This window comes from Streptomyces sp. NPDC046261 (assembly GCF_040646235.1).
Classification (GTDB): Bacteria; Actinomycetota; Actinomycetes; order Streptomycetales; family Streptomycetaceae; genus Streptomyces.
Genome location: NZ_JBEYZU010000001.1, coordinates 108,946 through 122,004 on the forward strand (window position 1 = coordinate 108,946; position 13,059 = coordinate 122,004).

General features: G+C 71.5%; 15 protein-coding genes. 6 read left to right on the forward strand and 9 right to left on the reverse strand.

The annotated features are described in order from the left end of the window. Window positions 1-161: 161 nt before the first annotated feature. Window positions 162-689 (reverse strand): hypothetical protein, encoded by a 528-nt coding sequence (locus ABZ956_RS00505; RefSeq protein ID WP_361884889.1) that lies wholly within the window; start codon window positions 687-689, stop codon window positions 162-164. Window positions 690-1,029: 340 nt separating this feature from the next. On the opposite strand from ABZ956_RS00505, the gene ABZ956_RS00510 reads away from it, so the two are divergent. Continuing rightward, window positions 1,030-1,629 carry a Uma2 family endonuclease gene (locus ABZ956_RS00510; RefSeq protein ID WP_361886581.1) on the forward strand — a complete coding sequence of 200 codons (600 nt, stop codon included), beginning with the start codon at window positions 1,030-1,032 and terminating at the stop codon, window positions 1,627-1,629. Window positions 1,630-1,692: 63 nt separating this feature from the next. On the opposite strand, the gene ABZ956_RS00515 is transcribed toward ABZ956_RS00510, so the two are convergent. After that, window positions 1,693-2,994, reverse strand: a complete 1,302-nt coding sequence (locus ABZ956_RS00515) for an MFS transporter (RefSeq protein ID WP_361884891.1) — start codon at window positions 2,992-2,994, stop codon at window positions 1,693-1,695. A 63-nt stretch (window positions 2,995-3,057) separates the two neighbouring features. Here ABZ956_RS00515 and ABZ956_RS00520 point away from each other — a divergent pair, with 63 nt between their 5' ends. Then, entirely contained in the window at window positions 3,058-4,062 is a 1,005-nt protein-coding gene (locus tag ABZ956_RS00520) for a LysR substrate-binding domain-containing protein (RefSeq protein ID WP_361884893.1), read from the forward strand. A 16-nt stretch (window positions 4,063-4,078) separates the two neighbouring features. Here ABZ956_RS00520 and ABZ956_RS00525 read toward each other — a convergent pair whose 3' ends face one another. Beyond that, entirely contained in the window at window positions 4,079-4,777 is a 699-nt protein-coding gene (locus ABZ956_RS00525) for an alpha/beta hydrolase (protein WP_361886584.1), read from the reverse strand. Window positions 4,778-4,980: 203 nt separating this feature from the next. Here ABZ956_RS00525 and ABZ956_RS00530 point away from each other — a divergent pair, with 203 nt between their 5' ends. Together ABZ956_RS00530 and ABZ956_RS00535 are read left to right on the forward strand one after the other, a co-directional pair. Further along, entirely contained in the window at window positions 4,981-6,129 is a 1,149-nt protein-coding gene (locus ABZ956_RS00530) for an adenosine deaminase (RefSeq protein WP_361884895.1), read from the forward strand. Between the two features lie 173 nt (window positions 6,130-6,302). Continuing rightward, entirely contained in the window at window positions 6,303-6,698 is a 396-nt protein-coding gene (locus ABZ956_RS00535) for a hypothetical protein (RefSeq protein WP_361884897.1), read from the forward strand. Window positions 6,699-6,807: 109 nt separating this feature from the next. Here ABZ956_RS00535 and ABZ956_RS00540 read toward each other — a convergent pair whose 3' ends face one another. From ABZ956_RS00540 to afsQ1, 5 genes are all read right to left on the reverse strand, one after another. Further along, a complete protein-coding gene (locus ABZ956_RS00540; protein WP_361884899.1) occupies window positions 6,808-7,020 on the reverse strand; it encodes a PspC domain-containing protein in 213 nt (70 codons plus the stop codon). A 94-nt stretch (window positions 7,021-7,114) separates the two neighbouring features. Then, window positions 7,115-7,669: a VanZ family protein gene (locus ABZ956_RS00545; protein WP_361884901.1), complete on the reverse strand. Its 555-nt coding sequence runs from the start codon at window positions 7,667-7,669 to the stop codon at window positions 7,115-7,117. A gap of 70 nt (window positions 7,670-7,739) precedes the next feature. Beyond that, window positions 7,740-8,336 (reverse strand): hypothetical protein, encoded by a 597-nt coding sequence (locus tag ABZ956_RS00550; RefSeq protein ID WP_361884903.1) that lies wholly within the window; start codon window positions 8,334-8,336, stop codon window positions 7,740-7,742. Further along, a complete protein-coding gene (locus tag ABZ956_RS00555) occupies window positions 8,333-9,838 on the reverse strand; it encodes a HAMP domain-containing sensor histidine kinase (protein WP_361886586.1) in 1,506 nt (501 codons plus the stop codon). The genes ABZ956_RS00550 and ABZ956_RS00555 overlap by 4 nt, the downstream gene beginning before the upstream one ends. 114 nt (window positions 9,839-9,952) lie before the next feature. Next, the gene (gene afsQ1 / locus ABZ956_RS00560) at window positions 9,953-10,630 is read right to left on the reverse strand and encodes a two-component system response regulator AfsQ1 (protein WP_177338123.1); all 678 of its coding nucleotides are present in this window, start codon (window positions 10,628-10,630) and stop codon (window positions 9,953-9,955) included. Window positions 10,631-10,848: 218 nt separating this feature from the next. Between afsQ1 and ABZ956_RS00565 the strand changes: the two genes are divergently transcribed. Then, window positions 10,849-11,607 carry a SigE family RNA polymerase sigma factor gene (locus ABZ956_RS00565; RefSeq protein WP_361884905.1) on the forward strand — a complete coding sequence of 253 codons (759 nt, stop codon included), beginning with the start codon at window positions 10,849-10,851 and terminating at the stop codon, window positions 11,605-11,607. Window positions 11,608-11,793: 186 nt separating this feature from the next. On the opposite strand, the gene ABZ956_RS00570 is transcribed toward ABZ956_RS00565, so the two are convergent. Then, complete coding sequence (locus tag ABZ956_RS00570) at window positions 11,794-12,483, reverse strand: ATP-binding protein (RefSeq protein WP_361886589.1); 690 nt, start codon at window positions 12,481-12,483, stop codon at window positions 11,794-11,796. A 151-nt stretch (window positions 12,484-12,634) separates the two neighbouring features. Between ABZ956_RS00570 and ABZ956_RS00575 the strand changes: the two genes are divergently transcribed. After that, complete coding sequence (locus tag ABZ956_RS00575; protein ID WP_361884907.1) at window positions 12,635-13,012, forward strand: hypothetical protein; 378 nt, start codon at window positions 12,635-12,637, stop codon at window positions 13,010-13,012. Window positions 13,013-13,059 lie beyond the last annotated feature (47 nt).

The following is a 13,059-nucleotide window of genomic DNA, read 5'->3' on the forward strand; positions in this document are numbered from 1 at the left end:
CACGGTCCGGACCGTCGCAACTGCGGCGGGGGCCGTCAGTCGCCGATGTGCGGCTGCGCCCGGACCACGAAGCTCTCAAGGCCCTCCGGCGTGTGACGACGAAGGGCCCGCCCCCCACCGGTTCGGGGGGAGCGGGCCCAACGGTCCAGGACGATCGGCGATCAGGCGCGCACCATCCACCAGGCGCCGACGCCGTTGCACCCGCTCGCCATGAAGTTGGTGCTGCGGTAGCCGGGCGGGATGGGGGAGCCGGAGCAGGTCCATATGCCGTTGCGGACGAGCTGGTGGTACCAGGAACCGATGCCGTTGCAGCCACTGCGGTTGTAGTTCGTGGTGACGTAACCGGCCGGGATGGGCGAGCCGGCGCAGGTCCAGCGGCCGTCACGGGCGAGCTCGTGGTACCAGGCGCCGACGCCGTTGCATCCGCTGCGGTTGTAGTTGGTGATGACGTAGCCGGTCACGATCGGCGATCCGCCGCAGGTCCAGATGCCGTCGCGCACGGGCTCCTGGTACCAGGAACCAATGCCGTTGCATCCGCTGCGGTTGTAGTTGGTGATGACGTACCCGTCCGGGACGGGCGCCCCGGAGCAGGACCACCCACCGGGCTTCGACGCCCCGGTGGTCGCGGCGGTGGCCGTACCGGCGGCGGCGCCGGTGAGGGCGGCGGCGATCAGTGCGACTGTCCCCACGATCGCGGCGAGTCGGCCCCGGACGGCAGCCAGTGTCTTGCCGCTCCACAGGTGACCGAAATATCTGTCCAATTCACACCAGTCCTATCGACATGATCACTTCAGGTCTGTAGACGGCCAAGAACACCGGATGGCGCAATAAAAGTCACCCCGCCCGGCGCCGATTGTGAGAAGCGCGTCACAGCGCGTGAACGCCAACCTTGCGCTGCCGGAGCTGGTATGAGGGAACGTCAGGTTCCGGACCACGCGGCGGTACTCGTACGGGTGAACGAGGTTGGTGGACCAGCTGCGGGGCCGTTCGGCATGCTGGACTGTGGTGACATCGATCGAGGGGATCGCCATGAGCGCACTCACTGTCGACCAGTGGCCGGACAACGGCTTCGGCTGGGATGGGCTCGTCCGCGCCTGGGAGGAGCTCGAACCTCCTGAGGGCTGGAAGGCGGAGATCATTGAGGGGCTCATCACCTTGTCACCTGCGCCTGCCAACAAGCACAACGACATCACAGAGGAAATTCACCGCTCGTTGCACATGGGGATCCCGAGGGACTGGGGGGCTTACACGACACAGGCGGTGTCCGTGCCGTCGCGCAGCGGCCTCTTCATCCCGGACCTGGCTGTCGTGCCGAAGTCGGCGCTGAGGGAGCTGGCCGAGTCCGAGCACTACATTCCCGCTCGATCCACGTTGCTCATCGTGGAAGTCACGTCGAAATCAAGCCTCCGGCACGACCGTGTCAGCAAGCCCGCAGCGTATGCGCACGCAGGGGTGCCGTTGTATCTGCTCGTCGATCGGTGGGCGCAGGCCGGCCCGACCGTCACCCTCTACGGTGAGCCCAAGGGCGATCTCTACCGCGAACTACAGGTCGCGAAGTTCGGGGAGGAGATCCACCTCCCCGCGCCGTTCGACTTGGCCATCGAAACGGACGTTTTCCCCGCCAGCTGACCGCGAACGGCCCGCCCCCGCCTGTCCAGGCGACGGAGCGGGCCGTTCGGGTGCCGAAAAAGATCAGCGGCGGGACGACATGGCCACCACGCGCTGCCGGGCGATCGCCTTGCGGGTCGCGTACAGGGTGATCGACGCGGCGCCCACCATCGCGAGCAGGCCCAGGACCACCGTGCCGTCCCAGCCCGCCGAGCGGAAGGCGATGGCACCGAGCGTGCCGCCCACCGAGCTGCCCAGGTAGTAGGCCGTCTGGTAGAGGGCCGACGCCTGGGCGCGGCCCGTCTTCGCGGCGCGGCTGACGGAGGACGAGGCCACCGCGTGGCCGGCGAAGAAGCCGGCGGTGATGAGGACCAGGCCCAGCAGGACGGCCACCAGCGAGGTGCTCAGCGTCAGCAGCAGGCCCGCCGTCGTCGTGCCGACCGCCAGGTACAGCGCGCCGCGGCGGCCCAGGCGGCCGACCAGCCGGCCGGCCGCCGCCGACGAGACGGTGCCCACCAGGTAGATCAGGAAGATCGAGCCGACGACGCCCTGCGGGAGCGAGAACGGCGCGTCCGCCAGCCGGTAGCCGATGACCGTGTACACCGCGCCGAAGACGGTCATGAACAGCAGGCCGATGCCGTACAGGCGGCGCAGCAGCGGGTCGGAGAGGTGGGTGCCCAGCGTCCGGCCGAGGGACTTCACCGAGACCGCCGCCGGCGTGAAGTGGCGGGCCCGCGGGACCATCGCGCGGAAGACCACCGCGCACACCACGGCCAGCGCGCCGACCGCGGCGAGGCCCGCGCGCCAGCCCCAGGCCTGTGCCACCCAGCCGGCGAGGATCCGGCCGACCATGCCGCCGATGCTGTTGCCCGCGACGAACAGGCCGATCGCGCCGATCAGCGCCTTGGGGCGTACCTCCTCCGCCAGGTACGCCATCGCCGACGCCGGCACACCGGCCAGCGCGGCACCCTGCACCGTACGCAGCGCGACCAGCCAGCCCAGGCTGGGGGCGAACGGCACGAGCAGTGCCACGAGCGCGGCGACGCACAGCGCGGCGGTGATCATGGTCCGGCGCCCGTAGCGCTCGGAGAGCGCGCTGAGCGGGACGACCGCGAGGGCGAGGCCGCCGGTCGCGGCGGAAACGGTCCAGCTGGCCTGATCGGGCGTCACGCCGAGGTCGTCGGAGATCGCGGGGAGCAGGGCCTGCGTGGAGTAGAGCAGGGCGAAGGTGGCGACACCCGCGGCGAAGAGCGCGAAGCTCATCCGGCGGTAGCCGGGCCCGCCGGGGACCAGCCGGGTGTCGGTGTCATCGGAGGAGAGGGACGACGAGGCAGAGGCACCCGATCGCATGGTGACGACGGATGCCCCGGTATCGGCAGGAGGCATGCGGAAACCGTATGCAGCCTGCATCTGATGCGTCCAATGCACAGAATGGCGATAATCGATCACATGCAGCATGACCGCAGGTCACGAGCGCCTCTGTCACCCACTGGCAACAGGAGTGTTACCCAAAACTTTGACGGTACGCCAACGGCCGAGCTCGAAGCGGGCTCCTGGGCGACGACGCTCACGCCCCGCCTCGCCCAGTTCGTCGCCGTCGCGCGCCACGAGCACGTCACCCGTGCCGCGCAGCAGCTCGGCATGCCGCAGTCCACGCTGAGCCGGTCCATGGCCCGGCTCGAACACGACCTGGGTGTCGCGCTCTTCGCCCGCCACGGCCGTACGGTCTCGCTCACCGCGGCCGGCCGCACCTTCCTCGCCACCGTCGACCGCGCCCTGTCCGAGGTCGACCGCGCCGCCGAGTCCGTACGGGCCGACGCGGACCCCGCGGCCGGCAAGGTCGCGTTCGGGTTCCTGCACACGATGGGCTCCGAGACCGTACCCGAGCTCATCCGCGCCTTTCGAACCGATCACCCGCGCGTGCGCTTCCAGCTCGTCCAGAGCTACGGCGAGGCCATGATCGAGCGGCTGCGCGACGGCGAACTGGACCTGTGCCTGACCTCGCCGGTGCCGGACGAGCCCGGCCTGGTCGCCCGGCGGCTGGACGAGCAGAAGCTGCGGCTCGTCGTCCCGGACGACCACCCGCTGGCCGTCCGCAAGCGGATCCGGCTCGCGGAGGCGGCCGGGGAACTGTTCGTCACCCTCGAACCGGGCTACGGGCTCCGGCGCATCACCGACGCGCTGTGCGCGGAGGCGGGGTTCACCCCCAAGGTCGCCTTCGAGGGCGAGGACCCGGAGACGCTGCGCGGCCTGGTGGCCGCCGGGCTCGGGGTCGGCCTGCTGCCCCCGCCCGCCGTGCCGCGCCCGGACGTCGTCGAACTCACCGTCACCGCGCCGCGCGCCGTCCGCGAGATCGGTGTGGCGTGGCTGGACGGGCATCCGGACACGCCGCCGGTGGCGGCGTTCAAGCGGTTCCTGCTCTCGCGGCGGGGGCAGTTGCTGCCGCATCGGTGAGGGTGCCGGTGCCCGGTCAGTGCCGCAGGGACGAGCCGAAGCCCGAGGCCAGGGGCATGCGCAGGCCCAGGGGCGGGGGAGCGGCCAGGGCGTCCGCGACCGGGCGGGCGTAGGGGTGGCCGAACAGCGCGCCGCGCAGGAAATCGGCGGCCAGGGCCAGGACTTCGGTGCGGTGCTGGCGCAGCGCGTGCCCGTCGGAGTGGACCTCGAAGCGGCAGACGTCGCGGTTGACCTTCTTGGCCCGCTCCGCGAGCCGGTAGGACAGGTCCGGGTCCGTGCGCTCGTCGTTGGTGCCGTGCACCAGCATCACCTGCCGGCCCGAAAGCTGACGCACCGGTTCCGGGTCCAGGACCGCCTCCGGCTCGGGCAGCCAGGGGGCCAGCGCCAGGACCGCCGCGACGGCCGGGTGACCTGCGGCCCGCAGCGCGGCGCGGGCGCCCATGCCCGTACCGACCAGACAGATCGGTACGTCGCCGTAGCGGCGCACCACTTCGTCCGCCGCCCACAAGGCGTCCCGCACCGGATGCGCGGCGGAACCGTTCCACCCGCGGTGGCGGTAGCGGACGACGTGCACGACCAGGCCCTCGTCCGCGCCCGCCCGGCTCAGCCGGCGGGCCAGCGGCCGCTGCGCGGCCGGCGTCAGGAAGGAGGGGCGGCGTATTCCTGTGGCGCTGCCCTGGGGGAGCAGCAGGGCCACCGCGTGCACGGCGCTCATGGTGTCCCCGGCTCCGAGCGGCTTGCCGAGGCGGGCGGCCGCTTCCCGCGGGTCCGCCGGCCCTTCCGGATCTTGCTGCGGCAACGCTTGCTGCACCATGGCAGACAACGATGGCAGAAGGACGGGTGGTGTCCACCCCGCCTATGGGTCACCGTTCCGTATCGTTCGCCGACATCTACGCGCGTAGGGGCTAGAGTGCCGAAATGACGAGCGAGACCTTCTCCCAGCCGGCCTCCCAGCCGACCTCCGATCAGATCCGCCGCGCGCCCAAGGTGCTGCTCCACGACCACCTCGACGGCGGGCTGCGCCCCGGAACGGTCGTCGACCTCGCCGCCGCGGTCGGCTACGACAAGCTCCCCGAGACGGACCCGGACAAGCTGGGCGTCTGGTTCCGCGAAGCCGCCGACTCCGGCTCGCTGGAACGCTACCTGGAGACCTTCGCGCACACCTGCGCCGTCATGCAGACCCGCGAGGCGCTGGTCCGTGTGGCCGCGGAGTGCGCCGAGGACCTGGCCGAGGACGGCGTCGTCTACGCGGAAGTGCGCTACGCCCCCGAGCAGCACCTGGAGGCCGGGCTCACCCTCGAGCAGGTCGTCGAGGCCGTGAACGAGGGCTTCCGCGAGGGCGAGGCCCGGGCCCGGGCCAACGGTCACCGCATCCGCGTCGGCGCGCTGCTGACCGCCATGCGGCACGCCGCCCGCGCCCTGGAGATCGCCGAACTGGCGAATCGTTACCGCGACTCCGGCGTCGTCGGCTTCGACATCGCGGGCGCCGAGGCGGGCTTCCCTCCCACCCGCCACCTGGACGCGTTCGAGTACCTCAAGCGCGAGAACAACCACTTCACGATCCACGCGGGCGAGGCCTTCGGCCTGCCGTCGATCTGGCAGGCCCTGCAGTGGTGCGGCGCGGACCGGCTCGGCCACGGCGTGCGCATCATCGACGACATCGAGATCGCCGAGGACGGCACGGTCAAGCTGGGCCGGCTGGCCTCGTACGTGCGGGACAAGCGCATTCCGCTGGAAATGTGCCCGACGTCCAATCTCCAGACGGCTGCGGCGAGTTCATATGAAGAGCACCCGATCGGTCTTCTGCGAAAGCTGCACTTCCGGGCGACGGTGAATACCGATAATCGTCTGATGAGCGGTACCAGCATGAGCCTGGAATTCGAGCACCTGGTCAAGGCCTTCGGTTATTCGCTGGACGACATGCAGTGGTTCACCGTCAACGCCATGAAGTCGGCCTTCATCCCATTCGATGAACGTCTGGCCATGATCAACGACGTGATCAAGCCGGGTTACGCGGAGCTGAAGTCCGAGTGGCTGTTCCGTCAGACGGCGACCGGAACGGTCTGACCAGCAATTCCGTTTCGGGGTGACTCCGCCGGTCGACGGGCGGGGGAATTCGGTGAATGCGGCCGGGGCTTCGTGCCCCGGCCGTGTCATTGATTGCGGGCCGGCCCGGGTGGTGGCTAGGTTGCGGAGCCGCTCGGCTTTTCCCCGTCATCCCCGTCACGAGGACTGATCAGATGAAGCAGGCATCCCTCAAGGCCCTCGGCGTCGCCGCCGTCGGTGCCGTCATCGCCGTCGGCGCGGCGGGTTCCGCCTCCGCCGGCACGCTCGAGTCCGTCACCACGACCGCCACGGGTGTGGAGAAGGCCCTTCCGGTCGACGCGGCCGGTCAGCTCGTCCCGGCCGGTGGGCCGGTCGTGACCGCCGCGGACCGGGCGGTGAAGTCCGGGCTGCTGGAGCAGGCCGCCCACGCCCTCGACACCGCCCTCGCCCCCCACCTGCCCATCGACAAGCTCACGAGCGCCCCCAGGGACAACAAGGGCAACGCCGGCCTGCTCGGCGGCCTGCCCACCAAGGCCATCGCCCCCAACGGCATCTCCCTGCCGGGTCTGGGCACCCCCAACATCCGCTGACGGCGCTCACACGGGACGAACAGCGCGCTCACGGGACGAGCGACGCCGAACGGGCCGCGCACCCCACGGCGGGGGTGCGCGGCCCGCGGTGCCGGGCGGGGCCGCGGCGTCACCAGCCCTTGGCGGCGGCCCGGGAACTGCCCGCGGCGGGCATCAGGATCCACAGCGCGATGTAGAGCACGAACTGCGGGCCCGGCAGCAGACACGACAGCAGGAAGATCACCCGCATCGTCGTGCGGGAGGTGCCGAAGCGCTCGGCCAGACCCGCGCAGACGCCGGCGATCATCTTGTGGTTGCGGGGGCGGACCAGCGGAGCGGACATGGCAGCGACTCCTTCACGTCAAGGTGCCATCGGTGCGGGAACGTTTTCCCGATGACCTCAACGCTACGGCCGCCACCCCGGGCGGAGCGTCACTCTACGGAGCGATCCCGACCCTGGGGATCGTCGGGGTCAACCCCAGATCCGCCTCCTCCCGGCGGACGGTCCGGGTAGGTCCCACCTCGGCCCTGCGACGGAGCCGGGCCCGTACCGCGGGGACGACCGCCAGGTGCGCCACCGTCACACCGGTCACGTTCAGCAACAACGCGTCCACGTCCAGGACCTGGCCCACCACACCGCTCTGCACCACCTGCAGGGCCAGCGAGACCATCGCCGCGGTGAAGACCGTCCGGGCCAGCGAGACCGCCGTCGACGCCACGATCCGGCCCCCCGCCCAGGGCAACAGCACCCCCAGCGGCGCGAACGGCAGCACCCCGGCCGCAAGGGACCGCGTCGCGTCCCACGGACCCAGCGCCAGATCGGCCCGGATCGTGGCCAGCGGCTCCAGGTGCGCGGCGGACACCCAGGGGGCGGTCAGCGGTCGCAGAGCGAGCCAGCCGACCACCAGCAGATGGGCGGCCAGAAGGACACAGCCCGCCACGCGGTAGCGGTATCGGAGGGCGGGCGTACCGCCGTAGCCATGACGCTGCACGCCCCCCATGACGCGGTGCGCGGGGCGCGCGGTTCCGCAGCCGGGTACAGAGAGTCAGCGCCCGTTGTCATCAGGAGGCGCCACCGGTGCTCCGCACCGTCTCGGGATGGGTGCGCGTCTCCTCCGTGCACGTGTAGCCGCGGGGCTTGTCCTCGCCCGGACCGCCCAGGACCACCGTGCTGCGCCCGTCGGCCGCGGCCGTACCCGCGTAGGTGCACACGACCTGCGCCAGAGCCGGTGCCGGCAGCTCGTCCGGCGCCGTGTTCAGGCGCAGCGTCCGGTCGGGGTCGCCCTTGCGCGGCCCGCTGACCGTCAGCCGCTGGGGGACGTCCGTGGAGAACCCGGCCTCCTCCTCGACGGGCGCCGGCTGCCGCCGCAGCTCGTCCAGCAGCGCACGGGCGAGGGAGACGGCCTGGTCGTCCTCCTGGACGGCGACCACCCGGGTCACGGGGAGTAGCTGTGAGGTACACACGAGCTGGACGGAGATGGTGATGCTGCCCGGCGGCGGCGCACTGTGCGGGCCGGGGCGCATGACGCACGTCGCACGCGAGGGCGCGCTCCCGGCGTCCACCGGCACGGCCGTGCCCCGGATGCCGCAGCCGGCGACCGTGGACAGCACCGCCAGGCCCGTCGTCAGGACCGCCGTGCGGGTGATGGCGCGTCTCACTCCGCGCTCCCTTCCGCCGGACCGCCGGACGGGGCCCCGCCGTCGTTCTCGGAGCCGGAGTCGTCGCGGGGGAGGGTGAGGGTGAACACGGCGCCGCCTTCGGGGGAGTTCGCCGCGGTGATCTCGCCGCCGTGGATGTGGGCGTTCTCCAGCGCGATGGACAGGCCCAGACCGCTGCCCTCGGAACGCGGGCGCGAGGCACTCGCCTTGTAGAACCGGTCGAAGACGTGCGGCAGCACGTCCTCGGGGATGCCGGGGCCGTGGTCGCGCACCGCGATCACCAGGGCCTCGTCCGTCTGCCGCACGGACACCCGTACCGGGGAGCCGCCGTGCTTGAGGGCGTTGCCGATGAGGTTGGCGAGTATGACGTCCAGGCGGCGCGGGTCGAGCCGGGCCGTGATGCCGCGCTCCGCGTCCAGTTCCACGGCGTCCAGCCAGGCCCGCGCGTCGATGCACGCCGTGATCTGGTCGGCGATGTCCACGTCGTCCAGGACCAGCCGGGCCGTGCCGGCGTCGAAGCGGGTGACCTCCATCAGGTTCTCCACCAGGTCGTTGAGCCGACGGGTCTCGCTGACCACGAGCTGCACCGCGGGCGCGATCATGGGGTCGAGGTTGTCCGCCTCGTCCTCCAGCACCTCCGTCACGGCGGTGATCGCCGTGAGCGGGGTGCGCAGCTCGTGCGACATGTCGGCCACGAAGCGGCGGCTCGCCGCCTCCCGCGCGCTCAGCTCCTCGACCCGCTTCTGCAGCGACTCGGCCGTCTTGTTGAACGTACGGGACAGGTCGGCCAGCTCGTCCGTGCCGGACACCTGCAGCCGGGTGTCCAGCTTCCCCTCACCCAGCCGGCGCGCCGCGTCGCCGAGCCGCTGCACCGGCCGCAGCACCGTCGAGGCGGCGGCCTGGGCGAGCAGCGCGGAGCCGATCAGGGCCAGCCCCGTGGCGATGCCCAGCGACCAGGCGAGCGAGTTGAGGTCGGCCCGCTCGTTGTCCAGGGACTTCAGCAGATAGCCCGTCGGCCCGCCGCCGATCACCTTCGCGCCGCCGACCAGGTACGGCTTGCCGTCGAGCGTGATCCGCTGCCAGTACAGGTGGTACGGGTAGGGGTTGGAGTCGTCGACCTTCCGCTCCCGGTTGACGGCCGTCACCAGCGTCTTCGGCACGACGTCGAGCGTGAACAGATCCCGGTCCGAGGGCGCGGCGCAGTCGCCGCCGCCCTTGACCTTGCCGATCAGCAGCACCTCGTACTTCTGCGAGGTGGCCGCCATCCGGTCCGCGGCCTCCTGCAGCTCCGGGCAGGTCGGGGTCAGCGGCAGGGAGCCGGTGTTGTCCTGCAGCGACTTGCGGAAGTCGTCGAGAGCGGCGTTCTGCGTACGGGTGAGGACCGCGTCGCGGTTGAGCCAGTACGCGATGGCGGACGCCGACACGGCGGCGGCGAGGGCCACCAGCGCGAAGACGAGCATCAGCCGCAGCCGCAGGCTGATCCACCGCATGCTCAGCTTCATGACGTTCGTGGCCGCCGCCCAGCCCCGTACCCGACCGGGCTCTTCTGTCACTGTGTGCTCTCTGTCCTTCGCCCTACGGATGAACTACGACGTGATCGCCCGGCCGGGCACGCCCTACTGCGGGGCGTCCAGGCGGTAGCCGACCCCACGGACCGTACGGATCAGCGTCGGCGAGGACGGCACGTCCTCGACCTTCGCGCGCAGCCGCTGCACACAGGCGTCCACCAGCCGGGAGTCGCCGAGGTAGTCGTGCTCCCACACCAGCCGCAGCAACTGCTGCCGCGACAGCGCCTGTCCCGGCCGGCGGCTGAGCTCCAGCAGCAGCCGCAGCTCGGTCGGCGTCAGCTGGAGGTCCTGCCCGTTCTTGGTGACCGTCATCGCGGACCGGTCGATGACCAGCGAACCGAACGACGCCGAGTCGCTCGACTCCCGCTCCCCGCGGCGCAGCACGGCCCGGATGCGGGCGTCCAGCACCCGGCCCTGCACGGGCTTGACCACATAGTCGTCCGCACCGGACTCCAGGCCGACCACGACGTCGATGTCGTCATTGCGGGCGGTCAGCAAAATGATCGGCAGCTGGTCCGTGCGCCGGATCCGGCGGCACACCTCGAAACCGTCGATCCCGGGCAGCATCACGTCCAGCACGATCAGATCCGGCCGCTGCTCGCGCAGCATCTTCAGGCCGTCCTCACCCGTCGCCGCGGTCACCACACGGTGACCCTGGCGGGACAGGGAGAATTCGAGAGCCGTGCGGATGGCGTCGTCGTCCTCGATCAGCAACAGGAAAGGCACGGTGGTCATTCTGGCCTAAGACTGGCCGGTAGTTCGACAGAAGGACGCCGCAGCGACTCCCCGCGGTCCGGCAACAGCGGCGGCACGGCCTGTTGCAGGGCTGTGACAGTCGGCGGACAGCGCCATGAAACTGGCCCGGCAGGCTTCTGTTCACCGGGCAGTTCCCAGGGTCCGGGTCACTGACGGACCGAGCTGGCTCCACCGACGGGGGGCGCGAGATGAACACACTGCACAGCACCACGAACAGCGCAGTTCGCACGCGCCTTCACGACGCCGGCAGGAGCACGGAGAAGTCCGGTGCCGTGGGCGGGCGGGGGTGCGCTCGCGGTACCGGACGTACGGCACGGCCGCCGTACATGGTGGCCATCGACGCGATCGCGTACGGGGAGCCCACAGCAGGCGCGGGGGGCGCCTCGGGGGCCACGGGGGAGAAGAAGGCCGGCGGCGTGTCCCGGAGCGAGGCGGAGTTCACCGCCTACGTCCAGGAGCGCCGGGCCTCCCTGTACGCGACCGCGTACCACCTCACCGGTGACCGCCACGAGGCGGAGGACCTGCTGCAGAGCGCGCTGTTCTCGACCTACCGCGCCTGGGACAGGATCACCGACAAGGCGGCGGTCGGCGGCTACCTGCGCCGCACCATGACCAACCTGCACATCAGCGCCTGGCGGCGCCGCAAGCTCAACGAGTACCCGACCGAGGAGCTGCCGGAGACGGTCGGCGAGACGGACGCGATGCGCGGCACCGAACTGCGCGCCGTCCTGTGGCAGGCACTCGCCCGGCTGCCCGAGCTCCAGCGCACCATGCTCGTCCTCCGCTACTACGAGGGCCGTACGGACCCGGAGATCGCGGAGATCCTCGACATCAGCGTCGGCACCGTCAAGAGCAGCATCTGGCGCTCGCTGCGCCGACTGCGCGACGACGAGGTCATCGGCTCCGGCCGGGGCGTACGGGAGTCCTTCGGGGAACTCGTCGCCTAGCCGGTGACGGGGGCTCGGGGGAGCCCCCGGGGAACCAACGGGGGGAACACGGGGGAAGAGAGCGGGCGGGCAGCCGGGGGGACTGCCTCGCCCGCTCTCGCATGTGCCCGTCCGCATGTGCCCGTCGTGAAAGACGCGTCCGCGGCGTCGTGCCGGCGTCGTGCCGGCGTCGTGCCGGCGTCGTGCTCAGGAGTGGACGCTCTCACGCCGCCCGGCGGCGGCCGCGGCGATCCGGCCCATCGCCGTCTCCCTGCCGCAGGCGAACGCGCCGAGCGCCGTCTGGCGCGCCACGATGGCCCGTTCCGAGCGCATCAGGCGCAGGCCCCGGCGTATCAGGTACGGGACGGGCTTGCGGGCCTCGCGCAGGTCGCGCACCAGGCGGCGGCGGAACGTCGTCGAGGGACGGCCGCGCAGGCACAGGGCGTCGGCGAGGTGACCCAGGTCACGGCACTGGCCGATGATGTCGGCGGCGAAGATGCCCTCCGCGATGAACAGCGGAGTACGGCCGATGTCCAGCGCGCTCGCGCCCACCCGCGAACTGGTGGAGATGTCGTACAGCGGTACGTCCGTGCGGCTCGTCCGGCACAGGGCGTCGATCGCGGCGACGGCCGCCTCCGCGTCCCACGACAGGGGCGAGTCCCAGTCCGTGCCGCTGCCGTCTGCGAGCTGGGGAAGCGTCGGGTCGTGCGCCTCCTTGTAGAAGTCGTCGAGGTTGAGCACGGGCAGCCCGGTGCGGGCGGCCAGGGACGACTTCCCGGAACCGGACGGACCGGTGAGCAGGATGACGCGCGCGGGGGTCAGGAGGGATGTCACGGGACACCAGTGTGAGGCATTGAGCCGTATGGAGGATCCCCCCGGGTCGAGGCGTGCACGCATCGTCACCGCTTCGCTACGCTGCGCTGTCGAATCGATACCGCTCTTACCGTTCACACCCCTCACGTACCGGCAGGTGGTCATGGCCTCCCACGCACGTCACGCACGATCCGCGCCCGTACCTCCGCCACGCCGTCGGCGCACGCTGACGCGCGTGGGGCTGACCGTCTCGGCCGGCGCGGCGCTCGTCGCGGGCGGCGCCGCAGGCGCGAGCGCCGAGCCGCAGGCGCCGAAGGCCCAGCTCGCGCGCACCGACGTCGGTGCCGCGTTCGTCGGCACCGGCATCGCGCTGCAGAAGTCGGTACAGGGCCTGGCGCCGGTCGTGCAGACCTTCAAGTACCACCCGCTCGCGGCCACGCCCGTGGACCCGCTGAACAACGGCGCCCGCGCCCAGGTCGCCGACTTCAAGCCGGTCGGTACGCAGATGGTGACGTCCCCCGTCACGACCCGGGGGCAGGTGGGCGACCTGCCGCTGGTCGGCCAGGCCCTGGGCGCGCTGCAGGGCGGCAAGGGCGGCAAGGCCGGTCACTGAGGCACGCACACGACGACGGCGGCGGCGGTCCCCCGGCCGGGGAACCG